Origin of the sequence: Asanoa ferruginea (assembly GCF_003387075.1) — a bacterium.
GTDB classification, from domain to species: Bacteria; Actinomycetota; Actinomycetes; order Mycobacteriales; family Micromonosporaceae; genus Asanoa; species Asanoa ferruginea.
Window position 1 is genome coordinate 7,570,661 of sequence record NZ_QUMQ01000001.1, and the last position, 20,473, is coordinate 7,591,133.

General features: G+C 70.6%; 18 protein-coding genes. 11 read left to right on the forward strand and 7 right to left on the reverse strand.

Going from position 1 to position 20,473, the window contains the following annotated elements:
* Positions 1 to 9: 9 nt before the first annotated feature.
* The 4 genes from DFJ67_RS35410 to DFJ67_RS35425 form a co-directional block, all read right to left on the reverse strand.
* Positions 10 to 936 carry an ABC transporter substrate-binding protein gene (locus DFJ67_RS35410; RefSeq protein ID WP_116073069.1) on the reverse strand — a complete coding sequence of 309 codons (927 nt, stop codon included), beginning with the start codon at positions 934 to 936 and terminating at the stop codon, positions 10 to 12.
* A gap of 26 nt (positions 937 to 962) precedes the next feature.
* Positions 963 to 2,972: an ABC transporter permease gene (locus DFJ67_RS35415; protein ID WP_116073071.1), complete on the reverse strand. Its 2,010-nt coding sequence runs from the start codon at positions 2,970 to 2,972 to the stop codon at positions 963 to 965.
* Positions 2,969 to 4,033, reverse strand: a complete 1,065-nt coding sequence (locus DFJ67_RS35420; protein ID WP_116073073.1) for a quaternary amine ABC transporter ATP-binding protein — start codon at positions 4,031 to 4,033, stop codon at positions 2,969 to 2,971. The genes DFJ67_RS35415 and DFJ67_RS35420 overlap by 4 nt, the downstream gene beginning before the upstream one ends.
* A 102-nt stretch (positions 4,034 to 4,135) precedes the next feature.
* Complete coding sequence (locus tag DFJ67_RS35425; RefSeq protein ID WP_116073075.1) at positions 4,136 to 5,575, reverse strand: trimethylamine methyltransferase family protein; 1,440 nt, start codon at positions 5,573 to 5,575, stop codon at positions 4,136 to 4,138.
* Between the two features lie 70 nt (positions 5,576 to 5,645).
* Between DFJ67_RS35425 and DFJ67_RS35430 the strand changes: the two genes are divergently transcribed.
* The 9 genes from DFJ67_RS35430 (at position 5,646) to DFJ67_RS35470 (ending at position 14,315) form a co-directional block, all read left to right on the forward strand.
* Positions 5,646 to 6,428 (forward strand): IclR family transcriptional regulator, encoded by a 783-nt coding sequence (locus tag DFJ67_RS35430; protein WP_211333983.1) that lies wholly within the window; start codon positions 5,646 to 5,648, stop codon positions 6,426 to 6,428.
* Positions 6,429 to 6,495: 67 nt separating this feature from the next.
* A complete protein-coding gene (locus tag DFJ67_RS35435; protein ID WP_116073077.1) occupies positions 6,496 to 7,161 on the forward strand; it encodes a corrinoid protein in 666 nt (221 codons plus the stop codon).
* Between the two features lie 13 nt (positions 7,162 to 7,174).
* Positions 7,175 to 8,029: a dihydropteroate synthase gene (locus DFJ67_RS35440; protein WP_116073079.1), complete on the forward strand. Its 855-nt coding sequence runs from the start codon at positions 7,175 to 7,177 to the stop codon at positions 8,027 to 8,029.
* Complete coding sequence (locus DFJ67_RS35445) at positions 8,026 to 9,858, forward strand: ASKHA domain-containing protein (RefSeq protein WP_116073081.1); 1,833 nt, start codon at positions 8,026 to 8,028, stop codon at positions 9,856 to 9,858. The genes DFJ67_RS35440 and DFJ67_RS35445 overlap by 4 nt, the downstream gene beginning before the upstream one ends.
* Positions 9,791 to 10,453 carry a DUF1638 domain-containing protein gene (locus tag DFJ67_RS35450; RefSeq protein ID WP_116077029.1) on the forward strand — a complete coding sequence of 221 codons (663 nt, stop codon included), beginning with the start codon at positions 9,791 to 9,793 and terminating at the stop codon, positions 10,451 to 10,453. The genes DFJ67_RS35445 and DFJ67_RS35450 overlap by 68 nt, the downstream gene beginning before the upstream one ends.
* Before the next feature lie 18 nt (positions 10,454 to 10,471).
* Positions 10,472 to 11,602, forward strand: coding sequence for an ABC transporter substrate-binding protein (locus tag DFJ67_RS35455; protein WP_239097072.1), 1,131 nt, complete (start codon positions 10,472 to 10,474; stop codon positions 11,600 to 11,602).
* A 6-nt stretch (positions 11,603 to 11,608) separates the two neighbouring features.
* The gene (locus DFJ67_RS35460; protein ID WP_116073083.1) at positions 11,609 to 12,457 is read left to right on the forward strand and encodes an ABC transporter permease; all 849 of its coding nucleotides are present in this window, start codon (positions 11,609 to 11,611) and stop codon (positions 12,455 to 12,457) included.
* The gene (locus tag DFJ67_RS35465; RefSeq protein WP_116073085.1) at positions 12,445 to 13,272 is read left to right on the forward strand and encodes an ABC transporter permease; all 828 of its coding nucleotides are present in this window, start codon (positions 12,445 to 12,447) and stop codon (positions 13,270 to 13,272) included. Before DFJ67_RS35460 ends, DFJ67_RS35465 begins: the two co-directional genes overlap by 13 nt.
* Positions 13,269 to 14,315, forward strand: a complete 1,047-nt coding sequence (locus tag DFJ67_RS35470) for an ABC transporter ATP-binding protein (RefSeq protein WP_239097071.1) — start codon at positions 13,269 to 13,271, stop codon at positions 14,313 to 14,315. The genes DFJ67_RS35465 and DFJ67_RS35470 overlap by 4 nt, the downstream gene beginning before the upstream one ends.
* A gap of 1 nt (position 14,316) precedes the next feature.
* Here DFJ67_RS35470 and DFJ67_RS35475 read toward each other — a convergent pair whose 3' ends face one another.
* Together DFJ67_RS35475 and DFJ67_RS43040 are read right to left on the reverse strand one after the other, a co-directional pair.
* Positions 14,317 to 14,637 carry a GYD domain-containing protein gene (locus tag DFJ67_RS35475; RefSeq protein WP_116073087.1) on the reverse strand — a complete coding sequence of 107 codons (321 nt, stop codon included), beginning with the start codon at positions 14,635 to 14,637 and terminating at the stop codon, positions 14,317 to 14,319.
* 76 nt (positions 14,638 to 14,713) lie between these two features.
* A complete protein-coding gene (locus DFJ67_RS43040) occupies positions 14,714 to 14,872 on the reverse strand; it encodes a hypothetical protein (protein WP_170216125.1) in 159 nt (52 codons plus the stop codon).
* Positions 14,873 to 15,027: 155 nt separating this feature from the next.
* Here DFJ67_RS43040 and DFJ67_RS35480 point away from each other — a divergent pair, with 155 nt between their 5' ends.
* Both DFJ67_RS35480 and DFJ67_RS35485 read left to right on the forward strand, forming a co-directional pair.
* Positions 15,028 to 16,233 carry a hypothetical protein gene (locus DFJ67_RS35480; protein ID WP_116073089.1) on the forward strand — a complete coding sequence of 402 codons (1,206 nt, stop codon included), beginning with the start codon at positions 15,028 to 15,030 and terminating at the stop codon, positions 16,231 to 16,233.
* Positions 16,234 to 16,334: 101 nt separating this feature from the next.
* Positions 16,335 to 17,012, forward strand: coding sequence for a hemerythrin domain-containing protein (locus tag DFJ67_RS35485; RefSeq protein WP_116073091.1), 678 nt, complete (start codon positions 16,335 to 16,337; stop codon positions 17,010 to 17,012).
* A gap of 6 nt (positions 17,013 to 17,018) precedes the next feature.
* Here DFJ67_RS35485 and DFJ67_RS35490 read toward each other — a convergent pair whose 3' ends face one another.
* A complete protein-coding gene (locus DFJ67_RS35490) occupies positions 17,019 to 20,357 on the reverse strand; it encodes an ATP-binding protein (protein WP_116073093.1) in 3,339 nt (1,112 codons plus the stop codon).
* Between the last annotated feature and the right edge of the window lie 116 nt (positions 20,358 to 20,473).

Sequence of the window (20,473 nt, forward strand, 5' to 3'; positions counted from 1 at the left end):
GTCCCTCCCTCAGTTCTTCAGCCAGGCCTGCCAGACGTCGCGATTGGCCTCCACCCACTTCTTGGCCGCGTCGTCGTCGGAGAGCTTGTTGACGGCGATGTCGAGGGCGACCGCGTTCTGGTGCTCGTTGGTCCACTGGAAGTTCTTCACCAGCGCGGCCGCCGGGCTGCCCGAGTCGGCGAACTTCTTGCTCACGATCTTGTCGAGGTCGTAGGGGGCGTAGTCGCAGGCGACCGTCTTCGGGTCGGCGTCACAACCCGCCGTGTAGGGCGGCAGGTTGACGTGGACCAGCTTCACCTCGTTGAGGAACCACTGCGGCTCGTAGAAGTAGCCGATCATCCACTGCTTCTGCTGTTCAGCCGTGCGGAACGCCTGGATCAGCGCGGTCTCGCTGCCGGCGTACACCACCTTGAAGTTGAGTTCGAGGTTTTTCACCAGGGCCTCGTCGTTGGTGACGAACGACGGGTCGCCGAGCAGCAACTGGCCCTTGCCGCCGGACTCGGAGGTCTTGAACTTGTCCGCGTATTTGTTGAGGTTGTTCCAGTCGGTGATGTCGGGGTATTGCTGCGCCAGCCACGGCGGCACATACCAGCCGATGATGCCCTTGTTGCCGGTCGACCCGTATTCGACGGCCACGCCCTGCTGCTCGATGTATGTCTTCTTGAGGTCGTCGTGACCCCAGTTTTCCAGGACCACGTCGACCGCGCCGGTGCCGAAGCCCTGCCAGGACACCTCTTCGGTGAGGTTCTTCTTCTCCACCTTGCAACCGAGCTCGTTGGTGGCGAGGTAGGCGATGACGGCCGCGTCGGCCTGGTAGCCGACCCACGGGTTGACCGCGATGTTGACGGTGCCGCAGGCCGCGCGACTAGGCGTCGCCGACCCGGAGTCTTCGATCTTCGAACCGCAGCCGGTCAACGCGAGCGCGCCGACCGTCATCGCCGCGACGAACCTGCCTATATTTCTCACGAATCCTTCCCCCTTCTCGTGCCGGCGTCGAACCGCCGGGCAGCAGCCTGGGTGGTGCGGTCGAGCAGGACTCCCAGCAGCACCACCGCTACGCCGGCCGCCAGGCCCTTGCCGTAGAGGTCGGACTGGGAGAACCCGGCGACGACGAGATAGCCGAGCGCGCCGGCGCCGACGAGACCGCCGACCACCACCATCGAGAGGACGTAGATGAGGCCCTGGTTGGCGGCGAGGGTCACCGACTGCCGGGCCAGCGGAAGCTGCACCTTGGTGATCACCTGCCAGGCCGTCGAGCCGGAGGAGGTCGCCGCCTCCACGACCGTGGCCGGGACGCCGCGGACCCCGTCGGCGACGAGCTTGATCGCGACGGGCGCCGCGAAGACGACGGCCGCCACGATGGCGGTGAACCGGCTGGCGCCGAACAGGCCCAGGAACGGCACGAGATACACGAACGCGGGCATCACCTGGGCGGCGTCGAGGGTCGGGCGGACCAGCCCGTCGGCCCGGTCGCTGCGCCCCATCCAGACGCCGACCACGAGGCCGAGGGCCATCACGATGACGGTGGCGACCAGGGTGGCCGACAGCGTCACCATCGCTTCCTGCCACAGGCCGGTGCCGACCAGCAGGGCCAGGCAGACGGCGGCGGTCGGCACGATCCGCGGCCCGGCGACGATCCACGCGACGGCCAGCACGACGGCGGAGACCAGATACCAGGGTGACTCTGCGATCAGGGATTGGAGCGGGTTGAGCAGCCCGTAGCTGATGGCGTTGCGGATGGCGTCGGTGACCGCGCCCAGGTGCAGTTGCACCCAGTCGGTGACGTCGGTGACCCCGGTGGCCAGCTGGGCACCGACGACGCCACCGCTTTCGGGGCCGGGAAAATAAGCCGCCCAGACATAGGTGTAGGAGAGGTAGAGCGCGACCGCGGTGCCGACGCCGAGCCCGGCCAGCAGCACGCGCCGACGGCCGCGGGCCCGCGGACCGAGCCGGTAACGCGTCTCCACCCGGTCGCGAGCGGCGGTGGTGACCCGATCGAGGACGATCGCCATGATGACGATGGCCAGCCCGGCGCTGAAGGCGGTGCCGACGTCGAGGGTCTGCAACGCGCGCAGGACGACCTGGCCGAGCCCGGGCGCGTCGATGAGCGCGGCGATGGTCACCATCGACAGCGCGCACATCACCGTCTGGTTGACGCCCAGCACGATCGTGCGCTTGGCCAGCGGCACGCGGACCGTGCGCAGCAACTGCCACCTGGTCGCGCCCAACGAGGTGCCGGCCTCGACCGACGTGGGTGCCACGCTGCGGATGCCGTGTGCGGTGATCCGCACGACCGGCGGCAGCGAGTAGACGAGCGTCGCGATGACCGCGGAGGCCGGGCCGATCAGGAAGAACAGCGTCAGCGGTGCGAGGTAGACGAACGTCGGCATCGTCTGCATGAAGTCGAGGACCGGTGTGAGCAGGCGGTTCAACCGGTCCGACAGCCCGGCCCAGATCCCGAGCGGGATCCCGATGGCCAGGCAGATGAGCACCGCGGCCAGCGTCAGCGCCAGCGTGTCCATGCTCTCCTGCCAGAAGCCGAGCAGGCCGAACGAGGTGAACCCGGCCGCCGTCAGCACCGCGACCCGCAGGTTGCCGGCGGCGTACGCGCCGAGCGTCGCCACCGCGACCACGCCGAGCCAGCCGATCAGCGGGACGGGCCGCCCGTACGCCGGCTGGCTGATCAGGGATTGCAGGAACACGGTCAGCGCGTCGACGGCCTCGCGGATCACGTCGAAGAAGGCGCTGAAGACCGGGCTGCTCCCCCGGGTGTTGTTGACGGCGTCGCGCAGGTCGTTGAGCCGCTCGTGCAGCGGGCTCAACTCCGATGTGGACAGCGCGAGGGTGGCCCGGCCGTGCAGCGGGATCCACAACAGCACCCAGACCGCGACCACGGCACCGACCAGCGCGCTGCGGGGCAGCTCACCGGCGCGGCGGCGGACGGCTCCGGCAGTGCCGGTCAGCGTCGTCATGGCTCCTCCGCGACGATCACCCGCAGGATCGCCTCGTCGTCGACCATGCCGACCAACTCGCCGTCGTGGACCACCTTGACCGGCGCGCCCGACGAGAGCACCGCGCGGACGGCGTCGCGGACGATGACACCGGCGCCCAACTCCGGCCCGTCGAGCGGATCGTCGGCGCGGACCGGGCGCATCACCCAGCGGATGGTCAGCACGTGCGACTTGGGCACGTCGGCGACGAAGTCGCGCACGTAGTCGTCGGCGGGAGCACCGACCACCTCGTCGGGCCGGCCGATCTGCACCGCCGCGCCGTCGCGCATGATCAGGATGCGGTCACCCAGGCGCAGGGCCTCGTGCAGGTCGTGGGTAATGAAGATCATCGTCTTGCCGACCTCGTGGTGCAGCCGGAGGACCTCGTTCTGCATGTCGCGCCGGATGAGCGGGTCGAGGGCGGAGAACGGCTCGTCGAAGAACAGGATCTGGGGGTCGACGGCGAGCGCCCGGCCCAGGCCCACCCGCTGCTGCATGCCGCCGGAGAGCTGGTCGGGAAACAGGTCGGCGCACCCGCCCAGGCCGACCAGGTCGAGCACCTCGCCGGCGCGCCGGTAGCGCTCGGTTCGGCCGACGCCGCGGATCTCCAGCCCGTAGGCGACGTTGTCGAGCACCCGCCGGTGCGGCAGCAACCCGAAGTGCTGGAACACCATCGCGAACCGGTGCCGGCGCAGGTCGCGCAACCGCCGCGGGTCGGCGGCGCGGAGGTCTTCGCCGTCGACGAGCACGGACCCGGACGTCGGCTCGACGAGCCGGGTCAGGCACCGCACCAGGGTCGACTTGCCCGAGCCGGACAGGCCCATCACCACGAACACCTCGGTGGGCGGCACCGTGAACGAGATGTCGCGGACGGCTGCCACGCAACCGGTTCGCGCCATCAAGTCGCCGCGCGACAGGTCGGCGAGCGGAGTGCCGACGACCCGGTCGCTGCGGGGACCGAACACCTTCCACAGGTCCGTGACGGCCAGCGCCGGCCCGGTGGCAGCCTCCACCCGTTCGGCGCTGATCAAGGGCTCTGGCATGGCTGCCTCGATGTCTGCCGCAGTCTGGTGTGGTCTGTCCTACCCCGCTGAGTCGTGATATTTCGCGACAGTATCCGCACGGGCGTCGATGCCCGTCAAGGTTCAGTCGCCGAGTTCCTTGCGCCGGCGGACCACGTAGTCGTCGAGCTCCGCGCGGATCGCGTCGTCGAGCGGCGGCTGCTCGTATTCGTCGAGCTGCTTGCGGTAGATCTCGCCGGCCCGGGCCGCCGCGTCCTGGCCGCCGTTGCGCATCCATCGCTCGTAGTTGGCGGACGAGGACAGCAGCGGTCGGTAGAAGCACGTGCGGAACCGCTCCATCGTGTGTGCCGCGCCGAGGAAGTGGCCGCCGTGGCCCACCTCTTCGTGCGCGTCGAACGCCAGCGAGGCCTCGTCGATCTCCAGCGGCGTGAACTCGACCTGCAACATCCGCAGGATCTCGACGTCGACCACGAACTTCTCGTAGGAGGCGACCAGGCCGCCCTCGAGCCAGCCGGCGGCGTGCATGACCCAGTTGGTGCCGGCGAGGAATGTCGGCAGCATGGTCATCATCGCCTCGTAGGCCGACTGCGCGTCAGCCGTCTGGCTGGAGGTCAGCCCGCCGCCGGTGCGGAACGGGAGGCCGTACCGGCGCGCTATCTGGCCCGTGCAGAGCAGACCCACTGCCGACTCGGGCGTGCCGAAGCACGGCGAGCCCGACTGCATGTCGATGTTGGACAGGAACGAGCCGAAGATGACTGGCGACCCGGGCCGGACGAGCTGCGACAGCGCGATCCCGGTCAGCGCCTCGGCCATCTGCTGCACCAGCGTCGCCGGCACCGACACCGGCGACATCGCGCCCATCAGCAGGAACGGCGTGATCACGACGGCCTGGTTGGCGGCGCTGTATTCGAGCTGGGAATCGAGCATCCGATCGTCCCAGCGCAACGGTGAGTTGCAGTTGATGAGCGAGATCGTCGCGGGGGTACGCTCGATCGCCTCCCGCCCGCCGAACAGGATCTCGGTCATCGCGATGGTGTCGCGGGCGTTGACCTCGGACACGACGTTGCCCATGTAGATCTTGTCGGTGAGCGTCTGCAACGCGTAGACCATGTCGAGGTGGCGCGAGTCGAGCGGGGCGTCGTTGGGCTCGCAGATCACGCCGCCCGCGGAGTCGAGTTGCGGGAACCGCTGGGCAAGCTTGGTGAACCGCCGGAAGTCATCGAGCGTCGCCTCGCGGCGCACGTCGCCGTCGCGGACGAACGGCGGCCCGTAGACCGCGCCGAAGGCCATGTGGTCGCCGCCGATGTGCACGGTGTTGGTCGGATTGCGGGCCTGCACGTCGAACTCGCGGGGCGCCTTGGCCACCTGTTCGAGCACGAAGTCGGGATCGAAGCGGACCAGGTTGCCCTCGACCGTCTGCCCGGCCGCGCGGAACAGGTCAAGGGCCCGGTCGGACACGAACTCGACGCCGATCTCGCTGACCAGCCGTCGCCAGCCTCTGTCGAGGATGGCCATCGCGTCCTCGGACAGGATCTCGTAGCGCGGCATCGTGTTGACGAACATCGAAGCCTCCCTTGACGCGATGGGGTCGAGGGGATTTTACTCTCATCAATTGAAACTGTAGTTCTACGATGTGGAACTCATTGTGGCTACCCAGCAGACCGGCACCCAGGCGGTCGACCGCGCCGCCGAGTTGCTGACGCATGTCGTCGAGGCGGCCGGACCGCGCACGTTCACCTCGCTCGTCGAGCAGACCGGGCTGGCCAAGTCGACCGTCTCCCGGCTGTTGCAGGCGCTCGAACGGCACCGCCTCGTCCAGCGCGACCGCAGCGGCGTGTTCCGCCCGGGTGCGGTCTTCGCCGTCTACGCGGCCCGGCAGGGCGTCGGCAGCGACCTGGTCGAGCTGACCACGCCGACGCTCGAACGCATCGGCGCGCGCACCGGGGAGACGATCAACCTGGCGGTGCCCCGCGGCGACGCCGTCGTCCAGGTCGCGCAGGTCGACAGCGTCCACCTGCTCGGCACCACCAACTGGGTCGGGCTGAGCGTGCCCGCGCACTGCTCGGCGCTCGGCAAGGTCTTCTACGCGTTCCGGACCCTCCCCCTGCCGACCGGCACCCTGGAGCGCCGCACCCCACGCACGATCACCGACCGCACGGACCTGGAGCGCGACCTCGCGACGGTGATCCGGCGCGGCTACGCCATCGCCCGCGAGGAGCTCGAGCCCGGTCTGGTGGCCGTGGCCAGCCCGGTCCGCGCGCGGGACGGCAGCGTCGTCGCGGCGATCTCCGTCTCCGGCCCCACCGCCCGGATCACCGACCGCCGGGCCGAGCAGATCGGCGCGCTGCTGGTGACCGAGTCGGCCGCGCTGTCATCGATCCTCGGCCACACCGTACGAACGGAGGGCGCCGCATGAGGAAGCTTGCGACCGAATCATTTGACTCAGTAGCCAGGGTCATGCCCGCGCGAAGCGCGGTGGGCGCATGACTCCCGATGAGATCCTCCAAGGCCTCTACGACCAGACCCTGGTCGGCAACGCGCCGGCGGTTCTCGACCTGACCAACGCCGGTCTCGACGCCGGGATGGCACCGGAGACGCTGCTCTTCGACGCGCTCATCCCGTCGCTGGAGGAGGTCGGCGCCCGGTTCGAGCGGGGCGACTTCTTCGTGCCCGAGATGCTCATCGCCGGCCGGGCGATGGCCGGCGCGCTGGCCCGGCTGCGGCCGCTGCTCGCGGAGACCGGGGTGCAGACGCTCGGCACCTTCGTCATGGGCACCGTGAAGGGCGACGTCCACGACATCGGCAAGAACCTGGTCAACATCATGCTGGAGGGCGCCGGCTTCCACGTGATCGACCTCGGCGTCCAGGTGTCGCCGGAGAAGTTCGTCGACGCCATCCGGACCCACAAGCCCGACATCGTGGGCTTCTCGGCGTTCCTCACCACCACGATGCCGATGTTCAAGGCCAACATCAACGCGCTGGTCAAGGCGGGCCTGCGCGACCAGGTGATCGTCATGGTCGGCGGCGCCCCGGTCACCCAGGAATACGCCGACGCGGTCGGCGCCGACGGCTACGCGGCCGACGCGTCCGCCGCGGTCAAGAAGGCCAAGGACCTGATGCAACGCCGGCGGGTCATGGCCGGGACGTAGGAGGTGTAGCGACGTGCACACCGTTGTCCGGTCCGCGGGAAGGACCGTTGTCATCGGCCCGGACCAGCCGTTCTGCGTCATCGGCGAACGGCTCAACCCCACGGGCCGCCGCATCTTCCAGGACCAGCTCCGCGCCGGCGACCTGTCCCGCATCGAGGTCGACGTCGCCGAGCAGGTGGCCGGCGGCGCGATGGTGCTCGACGTCAACATGGGCGTTCCGCTCCTCGACGAGGCCGAACTGCTCGCCAAGGTCGTCCGGATGGTGCAGGGCCTGACCGATCTGCCGCTGTGCATCGACTCCTCGGTCGTCGAGGCGCTCGACGCCGGCCTGGCCGCCTATGAGGGCAAGGCCCTGGTCAACTCGGTGACCGCGGAAGACGACCGGCTCGCGGCGATCCTGCCGCTGGTCAAGCGCTACGGCGCCGCGGTGATCGCGCTGCCCAACGACGAGGAGGAGATCCCGGAAGACCCGGCCCGCCGGCTGGAACTGGCCCGCAAGGTCGTCGACGTGGCGACCGGCCGCTACGGCATCCCGATCGAGGACATCGTGATCGACCCGCTGGCCATGCCGGTGGGCGCCGACACGTCGCTCGTGGCGAAGACGCTCGACACCATCGCGATGATCAAAGACGAGCTCGGGGTGAACATGACGCTGGGCGCGTCCAACGTCTCCTTCGGCATGCCGCGCCGGCACGCGCTGGGTGCGGCCTTCCTGCCGATGGCGATGCGCGCCGGGCTGACCAGCGCCATCATGGACGCGCGTACCCCCGAGGTCGTCGACGCCGTCAAGGCCGCCGACCTGCTGCTCGGCAACGACGCCTGGGGCGCCACCTGGATCTCCCTGTTCCGGGCCCGGCAGGGCGCATGACGGACCTGGTCAGCCACGACGGCCACGGGCGGGTGCGGGTGCATTTCAGCCCCGCGGCCCGGGACATCCGCGTGCCGCCCGGCGTGACCGTCTTCGACGCCGCGAGCTGGAACGGCATCGCCATCGACTCGACCTGTGGCGGCCACGGCACGTGCCGCAAATGCCTGGTCCGCATCGACGACGGCACCATTCCGGTGTCCTCACTGGACGTCCGGGCGTTCGGCGCCGACCAGCTCCGCGAGGGCTGGCGGCTCGCCTGCCGCGCGCACGTCACCGAGAACCTGCGGGTCGAGGTGCCGCCACTGGTCACCCGGCCGAAGGCGGCGACGGTCGGGGTGGGCCGGCAGGTCATCCTCCGGCCGGCCATCCAGAAGCGCTACCTGGAGCTGACCGAGCCGACTCTGAGCGACCAGACCCCCGACCTCCAGCGGGTGCTCGGCGCGATCGACGATCTCGAGCCGCGGGTCGACCTCGCGGTGCTCCGCGACCTGGGCCGGACCCTGCGGGTCAGCGACTACCGGGTGACGGCGGTGATCGTCGACGAGGTCCTGGTCGCGGTCGAAGCCGGCGACACCACCGGCCGCTGCTTCGGCATCGCCTTCGACCTGGGCACCACGACCGTCGTCGCCAACCTGCTCGACGTCAGCACCGGCACCCCCGTGGCCGTGCGCTCGGCGCTCAACCGGCAGCAGCCGTTCGGCGGCGATGTGATCACCCGGATCAGCGCCACGATGCTCGACCCGGCGGCCCTCGACCGGCTGCGCGCGCTGGCCCACGAGACGCTCGACGAGCTGACCCGCGAGGTGTGCGCCGCCGGCGAGGTCGCGCCGGACGAGATCTACGAGGTGGCGCTGGCCGGCAACGCCACCATGGTGCACATCGCGCTGGGCATCGACCCGGAGCCGCTGGGCGTGGCGCCGTTCATCATGTCGACCCGGGCGTTCCCCGAGCTGATGGCCGCCGATCTCGGCGTTCAGGTGCACCCGCGGGCCCGGGCGGTGGTGTTCCCGTCGCTCGGCGCCTACGTCGGTGGCGACATCGTCGCCGGCCTGCTTGCCTCCGGGATGGACCGCGACCGGCGGATGCGGTTGTTCATCGACATCGGCACCAACTGCGAGATCGTGCTGGGCAACGCCGACCGGCTGGTGGCGACCGCCGCGCCGGCCGGACCCGCGTTCGAGGGCGCGTCGATCCGGTGCGGCATGCGCGCCGCCGACGGCGCGATCGAGGTGGTCCGGATCCGCGACGGCGAGCTGGAACTCGGCGTGATCGGCGACGCGAAGCCGGCCGGGCTGTGCGGTTCCGGCCTCGTCGACGCCGTCGCGGCGCTCGTCGGCGCCGGGCTCATCGACGCGACCGGCCGGTTCGTGCCCGTCGATGACGCCGCCCGGATCGCACCGACGCTCGCGGCACGGTTCGCCACCTGGGACGGCGAGCGGGTCTTCGTCCTGCACGACGACATCGTGCTGTCCCAGCGCGACGTCCGCGCGCTCCAGTTCGCGAAGGCCGCGATCGCCACCGGATGGCAGCTGCTGCTGGCCGAGTTGGGGGTCGACGTCGGCGATGTCCAGCAGGTGCTGCTGGCCGGCTCGTTCGGCAGCTACCTGTCACCGGCGAGCGCGATCCGGATCGGGCTGGTGCCCAAGCTGCCCGTGCTGCGCGTCGTCAGCGCCGGGAACGTGGCCGGCGAGGGAGCCAAGATGGCGCTGCTCAGCGTGCGCGAGCGGGCCGGCGCCACGACGTTGCTGGAGGAGGTCGAATATGTGGAGCTCTCCGACCGGTCTGACTTCAACGACCGCTTCGTCGATCTGCTCGCCTTCCCGCCCTGAGCCCCGCACGGCGGTCATCGCCTGCGGTGCCCTCGCCGCCGACGTCGACCGGGTCGCCACCTCGCGCCGCTGGCCGGTGGACGTGCATCCGCTGCCGCCCCTGTTGCACAACCGGCCGGAGCGGATCGCCCCGGCCGTGGCCGACCTCGCCACCACGGTGCGCGGCCGCTACCCCACCGTGGCCGTCGCCTACGCCGACTGCGGCACCTACGGCGCCCTCGACGAGGTCTGCGGCCGGCTCGGGCTGCGCCGGCTCGGCGGCGCGCACTGCTACGACGTGCTGGCCGGCGCGGACCGCCTGCGGGCGATGCTGCGTGACGAGCCCGGCACCTATGTGCTGACCGACTTTCTGGTCCGTTCGTTCGAGCGGACGGTCGTCGCGGAGCTGGGCCTCGATCGCTGGCCCGAGCTGCGCGACGACTATTTCAAGCACTACCGGCGCGCGGTCTGGCTGGCCCAACGGCCGACCGCGCGGCTGTCGGCGCTGGCGCAGGCCGCCGCCGACACGCTCGGCCTGCCACTCACGGTCCACCACGTCGGCGACGCCGGCCTGGAGCGCGAACTGGCAGCGCTGATCTGCACGCGCAGCGAATGAATTCACAAGGAGGATTCCGTGCGAATCTCGATTAGCCGACGGACCGCCCTGGTGGCGGTTTCCGCCGTCCTGGTGGCCCTTTCCGCCTGTTCCCCACCATCGAGCAACAACGAGGCCGCCGCCAGCGACGCCGCCAAGGCCAAGACCGCCGCCGACATGGGCGGGCTGGACAAGCTCGTCGAGGCGGCCAAGAAAGAAGGAACGCTCAACGTCATCGCGTTGCCCCCGGACTGGGCCAACTACGGCGAGATCATCAAGGCCTTCACCGCGAAGTACGGCATCAAGGTGAACTCGGCCCAGCCCGACGCGTCCAGCCAGGACGAGATCAACGCCGCCAAGCAGCTCAAGGGCCAGGGTGGCGCGCCGGACGTGTTCGACCTCGGCACGGCGGTCGCGCTGGCCAACACGTCGATGTTCGCGCCCTACCAGGTCGCGACGTGGAACGACATCCCGGCGGCGCTCAAGGAAGCGAGCGGCACGTGGGTCAACGACTACGGCGGCTACATGTCGATCGGCTACGACTCGTCGAAGGTCCCGGCGCCCGCCAGCGTCACGGATCTGCTCGGGCCGGCGTTCAAGGGAAAGGTGGCCCTCAACGGTGACCCGACCCAGGCCGGCGCGGCGTTCAACGGCGTTGTCGCGGCCGCCCTGGGCAACGGCGGTTCCGCCGACGACATCTCCAAGGGCGTCGAGTTCTTCGGCGCGCTGAAGAAGGCCGGCAATTTCCTGCCCGTCGACCCGACGTCGGCGACGGTCGAGTCGGGCCAGACCCCGGTCGTGTTCGACTGGGACTACCTCAACGTGGCGCAGGGCGCGAAGCTGAAGGGCAAGGTCGACTGGAAGACGGTCGTACCCGCTAACGCTGTTGTCGGTTCCTATTACGTGCAGGCGATCAGCGCCGACGCGCCGCATCCCGCCGCGGCCCGGTTGTGGCAGGAGTTCCTCTACAGCGACGAGGGCCAGAACCTGTGGCTCAAGGGCGGTGCCCGCCCGGTCCGCGCCGACGCCATGAAGACGGCCGGCACCCTCGACACCGCCGCCTTCGGCGCACTGCCGCAGGTCACCGGCACCCCCGTCTTCCTCACCGAGGCACAGACCAAGGCGGCCAACGACTACCTCGCCGCCAACTGGGCCAAAGTAGTCGGCTGACCACCGATGAGCAGGCGTCGTGACCTCCTCGGTGTGGTCCCGTTCTTCGTCTTCGTGGGTATCTTCCTGATCATCCCGACCCTGGTGGTCGCGATCGGTTCCTTCCTCGGCACCGACAATCGGGTGACCTTCGACAACGTGACGGCGCTGGCCGACGGCTACATCGTCCAGGCGTTCATCCGCAGCATCCTGCTGTCCGCGGTGACCGCGATCCTGGGGGCAGTGATCGGCGCCCTGCTCGGCTACGCCGTGGTGACCGCCGGCCCGGACAGCACGGTCCGGCGGGTGGTCACCTCGGCGTGCGGCGTGCTGGCCCAGTTCGGCGGCGTCACGCTGGCGTTCGCGTTCATGGCCACGATCGGCCTGAGCGGCTTCGTCACGCTGTTCCTGCGCGACTCGCTCGGCGTCGACATCTTCGCTGGCGGCGTCTGGCTCTTCGACCTGCCGGGGCTGGTGCTCGTCTACACCTACTTCCAGATCCCGCTGATGGTCATCGTGTTCCTGCCCGCCCTCGACGGCATCCGTCCACAGTGGCGCGAAGCGACGGAGAGCCTCGGCGGGTCGACCTGGTACTACTGGCGACACGTCGCCGGCCCGCTGTTGGCACCGGCATTCCTCGGCTCCACCCTGTTGCTGTTCGCCAATGCTTTCTCGGCGTACGCCACCGCGGCCGCACTGGTCAGCCAGGGCAGCCCGATCGTGCCGCTGCAGATCCGCTCCGCACTGACCAGCGAGGTGCTCCTCGGCCGCGAGAACATCGGCAAGGCGATGGCGCTAGGCATGGTCGTGGTCGTCGCGGTCGTCATGTCGCTCTACGCCGCCCTCCAGCGAAGGACGTCGCGATGGTTGGACTAGTGCGTCGCCGGGCCCGCCGCCAGCGGATCATGCGGTGGGTCGTCGTCGGCGTCCTCGGAATCGTGTTCCTGCTCCCGCTCTTCGCGCTGCTGGAGTTCACGACCCGCGGCGCCGGCGGCAAGCTGTCGTGGGACACCTGGCGGGTGCTCTTCGACTGGCAGCAACTCAGCGAGACCTACCCGGTGCTGTGGACGGGCATGAAGGCGTCCTTCTGGCTCATGCTGCTCTCGGTGACGCTCACCCTGGCGCTGCTGGTGCCCACCGTCGTGTGGGTGCGCCTGCGGCTGCCGCGGCTGCGCCGGCTGGTGGAGTTCGTCTGCCTCCTGCCGCTGACGATCCCGGCCATCGTGCTGGTCGTCGGCCTGGCACCGGTATACGCGTGGGTCGTCTACTTCATCGGCGGCTCGTCGCTGACGCTCACGTTCGCGTACACCATCCTGGCCCTGCCCTTCGCCTATCGGGCCATCGACACCGGCCTGTCGGCGATCGACGTGCGCACCCTCGCCGAGGCCGCGCGCAGCCTCGGAGCCGGCTGGGCCACGGTGATGTGGCGGGTCGTGCTGCCCAACATCCGCTCCGCCGTGCTCTCCGCCGCCTTCCTCACGGTGGCCCTGGTGCTCGGCGAGTTCACCATCGCGTCGCTGCTCAACCGCGACAACCTCCAGGTCGCCATCAACCAGTTGGGCAAGAGCAGCGCCACGATCTCGTTCGCGGTGTCACTGGCCGCGCTGGTGCTCGCCTTCGTCCTGCTGTTCCTGCTCTCCTTCGCCGGCCGCGGGCGCCGTCGACACCGTCGGGAAAGGACCACCTCGTGACCACAACGGCCGTGTCCACCGGTGTGGCGGTGCGCCTGGAAAAGGTCAGCCGCCGCTTCGGCACCATCCAGGCCCTCGACAACCTCGACCTCGACCTGGCTCCGGGCGAGTTGGTCGCGCTGCTCGGCCCGTCGGGCTGCGGCAAGACGACCGCGCTGCGCATCCTGGCCGGGCTCGAAGACGCCGACTCCGGCCGGATCCTGGTGGGCGGCAAGGACATCGCCAACGTGCCGGTCAACCGCCGCGACATGGGCATGGTGTTCCAGGCCTACAGCCTGTTCCCGCACCTGACCGCGGCGGAGAACGTCGAGTTCGGCCTGCGCCTGCGCCGGCAATCGGCGTCCGCGCGCCGCCGGCGTTCGCAGGAGATGCTTTCACTCGTGGGCATCGGCACCCACGCCGACCGTTACCCGCAGCAACTCTCCGGCGGCCAGCAGCAGCGGGTGGCGCTGGCGCGGGCGCTCGCGATCCAGCCGCAGGTGCTGCTGCTGGACGAGCCGCTGTCGGCGCTGGACGCGAAGGTGCGGCTCCAGTTGCGCGACGAGATCCGCCGCATTCAATTGGAGGTCGGCACCACGACCCTGTTCGTGACGCACGACCAGGAGGAGGCGTTGGCCCTGGCCGACCGCGTCGGCGTCATGTCCGCCGGGAAGCTCGAGCAGATCGGGTCGCCGGAAGACATCTACCGCAGCCCCGCGACGCCGTTCGTGGCGGAGTTCGTGGGCCTGAGCAACCGGTTCCCGGGCCACGTCCGGGACGGTGTTGTCGACGTGCTGGACGCCCGGCTGCCGCTGATGAATGCCGGCCCGGTTGGTCCCGTCACCGCACTGGTGCGGCCCGAGTCGGTCGACGTGACCGCGGACCCTGCCGGCACCGGTCGGGTGGTCGCGGTGAGCTTCCTCGGACCGCTCTCGCGGGTGACCGTGGCGCTGCCCGACGACACGCTCGTCGTCGCGCAGGTCTCCAGCGCCCGGCTGGCCGACCTGGCGGTCGGCACGGCCGTGCGGGTCACCCTGCTTCCGGTTCCGGTCGTCGTTCGCTGAATCACCCGCCCGGGGCGCGGAAGTCGACCGCCTGCCGCGCCGCCTGGTCGACCTCTTCGGGCGTCAGCAGGACCACGGTCTTGGTGTCGAGGCCGCCGCTCGCGCCGACGACGAGCGACAGGGCGGCGGCTGCCCGGTGGTCAGGCAGGTCGCAGATGATGTAGACGTCGTAGTCACCGAAGCTGTAATACATCGCGTCGACGCGCCCACCGACGCTTTCGGCAGCATGCCGCGCGGCCGCGACCCGCCCGCTCCCGCCGTCGGTGAGCAACCCTCGCAAACCCTCCGCGGTGTACGTCGCGGTAAACAGGTATTTCGCCATGCCGCACCACTTTCCCCGCTAATTCCGTGCACTCAGCGTAGTGGCGCCAACACCGTCGCGTGCCCGGACCGGGGGCTCAGGGCAGTGTGTCGACAGGTTGCGAGTTGCCCATGATGTTGCCGGCGAGGTGCCGATCGGAGCTGGTCATCGCGGTCGTCGCAGATGCCGCGAGCGCTGCACCGAGCGCGACCACGGCCGTCGCCGCCAGAGCCACCGCTTTGTTCTTGAACGTCATTTGCCCTCCCCCATCGAAGCGTCCTGTGCGGAGTCTGGTGTGCAGACTCCCTGAACGCCCCGCGAGAGTCACGTTTCCGATCCGGATCTCGAATCGCCACCGCAACAAGAGTTAGGTTGAGCCACCGAGTCAATCTTGAGCCCGAGAGATGAGCCTTGACCGACATCGAAACGATCACCCTTGAGGCCGAGCTGACCGGCGAGGCCGCAGACCGCGAGATCGAGACGGCGGTCAAAGGGCGTCACTCCGTCGCCCGGAAATATGTGCGATGGGTGCGCCGCCGCAACCCCGATGCGACGCCCGCAGAGGTCACCAGGGTGCTCGAGCGCCACTACATCACGGCGATCAGTGTCGCCGGCGGGCTGGTGACGGCCGGCGCCATCGCGCTGGATGTCGGCATCGCCCTGATCCCCATCGCCGGCGCGGCAGCCACGGGTGCCAAGAGCGCGGCGCGCGAGGCCGCGAAGAAGGCGACAAAGGAAGCGGCGAAGGCAGCCGCGAAAGAGGCCGCTCTCGGCGCGACCAGAATGGGTGCGCAGCGCGTGGCGAAAATGCTGCCCGCCGGCGACGAGCAACTGCAGTTCGAGATCACCGCGCTCTACGCTCTCGCGCTGGCCGACATCCACGGCATGAACCTCGACCAGACCCAGGCGCGCGCCCTCGTCTACGGCCTCTCGAACGGCCGCGTCGGCCAAGGCCAGATCGCGGCGATGGCCGCCGACCTCGCCCGGTCGTCGTCGAGCCCGGTGGATGTCGGCAAGCACATCGCGACCGGCCAGAAAGACTGGTCACACTGGGCCAACACGCTCGCTCACTCACTGCCCGCGGGCGCCGCCCAGGAACTCGTCCGCGGCGTGCAGACGGGCCGGCTCGAAGACGTGCGCGCGGGGCTGGGCGCCAAGCAGCAGACAGCCGTGGAATACGGCGTGGGCGCCCTTGTCGGCGGAGTCACCCGCTTCGTGTTCGGCCGCGCGGTCGTCGACGCCGCACAGGAGGCGTTCGCCGACCCGCCTGCCGAGTTTCCGTCGCACCTCACGGTCGAGGCCAAGAAGAAGCCCGAGAAGGACGACGAGCCCAACCGGGCACTGAGCGCCCTCCAGGACGCCGCACGCTCAACCGGAAGCTGGGTCGGCGACTCCGCGCACGCCATCGGGTCCGGTGTGGAAACCGCGGCTGGCACCGTAACCCGTCCATTCCGGAGCGTGGACCTCGACGGTGACGGCATCCCCGACGAACCACAGGCGCTGACCGCGGTGAAGGGCGTAGGCGGCGCCATCTCCGGCGCCGCGACCACCGTTGTCGGGAAGTTCGCAACACCGTTCAAGCGCAAGAAATCCGAACCGCCAGCGGATCCGGCGTAGACCTCTTTGCGAGCAGCGGGCCAACTGCGCGGCTCCCGCCAGGCGCGTCCGCCAAGTCGGCGCCAAGTGTCCGCCAGACGCGGTGCCGGAGAGTCGAGGCCATGGCTATCACGACTCACCACCCCGAACCGAATCTCATCGGCGTCCGGATCAATCACCGCACGATGCGGTCCGACACTCGCCGGCTGGCTGAGCTGCTGAGCGGCGTGGCTGCCGGACAGATCGCCTACGACCGCCGCCGGGCGACGGCCTTGCGGACGTATGTGCGGCTGCTCTGTGACGGCATCCATCACCACCACAGGATGGAGGACGAGGTCCTCTGGCCGGTGCTGCGACGTTCGGCGGGCGCGGAGATCGACCTGCGGGAGCTCAGTGACGACCACGCCGCGCTCGATCCGGTCCTGGACGAGGTGCGGGTGGCGGCGGACGAGCTGGCCGCCGCGTTCACCTCGGACGCGGGGCGGGTCCACGCCGTCGCAGCGCACCTCGCCGCGGTCCTGGCCCAGCTCCGCGACGTCCTCGACGAGCACATCGAAGAGGAGGAGCTGCTGATCTTCCCGGTGATCCGGCGCCACGTCACCGTGGCCGACTGGAACACCGTGGAGCGGGCGGTCCGCAAGGGCGGCGCGCTGCGCTTCGAACTGCCCAGGATCGAGCGGTACGCCCGCCCGGAGGAACTGGCGGAGCTGAAGAAGATCGCCGGACCGGTGCTGCGGCTGATGCTCGCGGCGCTGCGACCGGGTTTCCGTCGGCGGGAGGCGACCGTCTTCGGCCGATGACCCCGTTCACCGCACCGCCGGCACGTACGCGGACTCGTCGCTCCACGGCACGGCGCCGACCCGGCGGGCCAGCCGGAGCCCGGCGTCGCGGTGGGCGGCGACGGTCGGGTCGCCCAACGCGGCGGCGAGTTCGGCGAGTGTCTGATCCACGGGGCCGAGTGAGATCGACCCGCACTCCAGGCCGGCGAACCGCCCGGCCCACGGCAGCAGCTCGCGGTAGCAGCGCTGGGCGGCCGGGCGGTCGCCCAGCCGCGCCGCGACCTGCCCGCGCAGCGTCATCCAGTACAGCCAGAAATAGTCGGGGCGGATCGGGGTCTGTGGCCGCCAGACGGCTCGGGCTGCCTCCCGGTCGCCGGCGGAGAGCAACGCGTGGGCCAGCAGGTCGTGCGTGTCGTCCGGCACCCGTACGTGTAGCTGCCGGAGCTCCTCGACCAGCTCGTGCCCACGCCCGACGGCGCTCAGCACGGTGAACCGACCCAGCAGCCCCATCGCCGCCGCGTTGGGGCCACCGACGCGGCTCATTCGTTCACTGATCTCCGCGTAGCGGTGCGACGCCGCATCGAGATCACCGGCGAAGAGGGCGCGCAGGCCGGTGAACCACCCCATCACGGCGAGGATCAGGCCGAGCTGACCGGTCGTGGCCTCCTCGATCGCCCGGTCGACGTGGTGGCGCGCCCGGTCGAAGTCGGCGTCGGCGAGTGCGGCCTGGTAAAGGATGTGGTGGGCCTCGCACGTGTAGGCGGTGAGCCCGGCCGCCTCGGCGACCGCCAGCAGCTCGCGCCCGACCACGGGCAGTTCGGCCCGATGCGCGGGGGCGACGGTGACGAAGTAGCGGGCGTTGAGCGCACGGCAGAGCACCGCCGCGTCGTCCTGCCTGCGGGCCAGCGCCAGCGATTCCCGGGTGACCTCGTCGGCGCGCCGCAGATCGGCCCCTTCGATCTCGAAGGCGAGGGTGCTCAACAGCCGTGACCGGAGTGCGGGGCTGTCGTCGCCCACTAGTGACAGCGTGTGCTCCAGCAGCCGGACCAGCGGTTCGTCGACGGCGCGGTCGGGTCGGATGGTCCAGGTCACCGGGGCGTCGAAGCAGAGCAGGGCGGAGTGGACGGCATGTGGGTCGCCGATCCCGGTGGCCAGCCGCACCGCTTCGGCGCGCGCGGCGCGGGCACTCAGCACGTCACCGGCGAGTGCGCTCGCGGTGGCCAGATCGCAGAGCAGCTCGAGCCGTGCGGGGGCGGGAACCGCTGGGGCGAGGTCGGCCGCCCGCAACGCGCCGGTCCAGTACGCGGCGGCTTCCCGAGGTGCGCCGAGGTCACCGGCCCGGCGGGCGGCGGCAGCCAGGTGCCCGATCGCGTCCTGCGCGGTGGCCGGCGTCAGGGCGGCGAGTGCGTGCCTCCCCAGCGCAGCGACGTCGTTGACGCGCTGCTCGCGCAGCACCGTGAGGACCCGGCTGTGCATTCGGGTACGTCGCAGCAGCGGGACGCTGAGGTAGAGCGCGTCCCGCATCAAGGCATGCGCGAACCGGATCAGCCCCGGCTCGGGCTCGACGAGCAGACCCGCGGTCACCCCGGCCTCCAAGCCGTCGAGGACCGCCTCTTCCGGGCCGCCGTCGACGGCGATCAGGATGTCGACCTCGGCGTCCGAGCCCAGGACGGCGGCGTGGCGCAGCACCATCTGGGTGGTGGCCGGCAGCCGTGCCAGTCGCCTGGTCAGCACGTGACCCAGCGCGGCGGGGATGCCGTCGAGCGCTGACCCGGGGCCTTCGGCCGCTATCAGTTTGGCCAGCTCGATCGTGAACAGTGGATTGCCCGCCGAGCGTTCCCGTACGGTGCGCGGCAGTTCGCTGTCGGTTGTGTCGACGCCATGACGACGCAGCAGGTCGGTGACGGCCGCGTCGTCGAGGCCGCCGAGGTTCAGTTCCACCGCCGGCACGCCGGTGAGCGCCGCCCGGGCCACCACGACGTCGTCGGTCACCTCGTCGGGGCGGAAGGTGGCCACCACCAGGACCGGCGCCTCTGCCAGGGCGGTCGCGAGGTGGCGCAGGACACGCAGGGTCTCACCGTCGGCCCGATGGACGTCCTCGATCACGACGAGCAACGGGCCATGACCGGCCAGCCGGGACAGGTAGGCGGCCAGCGCTTGGCGTAGGTGGAACTCGTCGTAGGGTCCGCGGGTGCCGGGAGACGTCGCGGTGCCCGTGCCGATCAGGAGCTCCAGGCCGCGGGTCTCCTGCTCGTCGAGCGGGAGGCGTCCGCGGGCGGCGGTGACCACCTCGTGCCACGCCCACGCCGGCGGCGCGCCATCCACCTGCGGACAGGTTCCGATCACCGTGGTCCAGCCATCGCCGGCGAGGGACCCGGCGAGGTGGCGGGCCAGCGTCGACTTCCCGCCACCCGCTTCGGCGCCGATCCAGCAGATGCCGAGACCGGCCGCGGTGGCGCGGTCGGCCGCCGCGCGCAGCTGGGACAGCTCGGCAGAACGGCCGAGCAATGGCTGCGCCACGGGCGGTCGATCGGGTACGCCGGCCGGCAACTCCCCCGGCCCGACCACAGCAGAGGGTTGGGCGACCGCAGAGGCAGGTCGCTCCAGGCGAGGATTCTGTCGAAGCAGATCCGTCTCCAGGCTCCGCAGCTCGGAGCCGGGTTCGATGCCCAGCTGCTCGATCAGCGCGGCGCGCACCGATCGCAGCACGTCGAGGGCATCGGCCTGCCGTCCGAGGCGATAGAGCGCGACCGCGAGCAGCATCGCGGCCTGCTCCCGCAGGGGATGGTCCCGGACGTGCGGATCGAGGTCGAGGATCACCTCATCCGCGCGGTCCAGGTCGAGCAGCAGTTTGGCGCGCTGTTCGACGGCGGTCAGCCGGAGCCGGCCCAGTCGTTCGCTCTCCCGGTCTGCCCAAGGCTCCCCCACGAACTCCGCGTAGGGGGTGGCGCCGCCCCAGCCGGCGAGGACGTCGTCGAGCCCGGCCAGCGCCGCCCGCGGCTGCGTCTCGGTGACCCGCGTCGCCGCCCGCAGTGCCGCTTCGAACCGCCAGGCGTCCACGTCCGGTGTCGACAGGCGCAGGGCGTATCCCGGGGCCGCGGTGACCAGGATCCCGGCGGGACGGCGGGGCGGGCGGTCCGGCTCCAACGCCCGGCGCAGGTTCGACACGTACACCTGTAGGGCGGCCTGGGCCCGGGGCGGCGGGTCGCCCGACCAGAGGTCTTCGATGAGCCGGTCGACCGACACCGCGTGACCGCCTCCGGCGACGAGCCGGGCCAGCACGGCGCGCTGTCGCGGTGCCCCGAGTTCGATCGGAGTGCCGCCGCGCATCGCCCGCACCGGGCCCAGCACACCGACCGTCGTCACTCCGCAACCGTAGTGATCCGCCGCCAGGCCGCCGCCACCAGCCCGCCAAGACGCCGTTAAGGGCACGCCAACCCCGCTGCCGCCTCATGGAAGGCCGCACCTCGTCCCGCATCAGG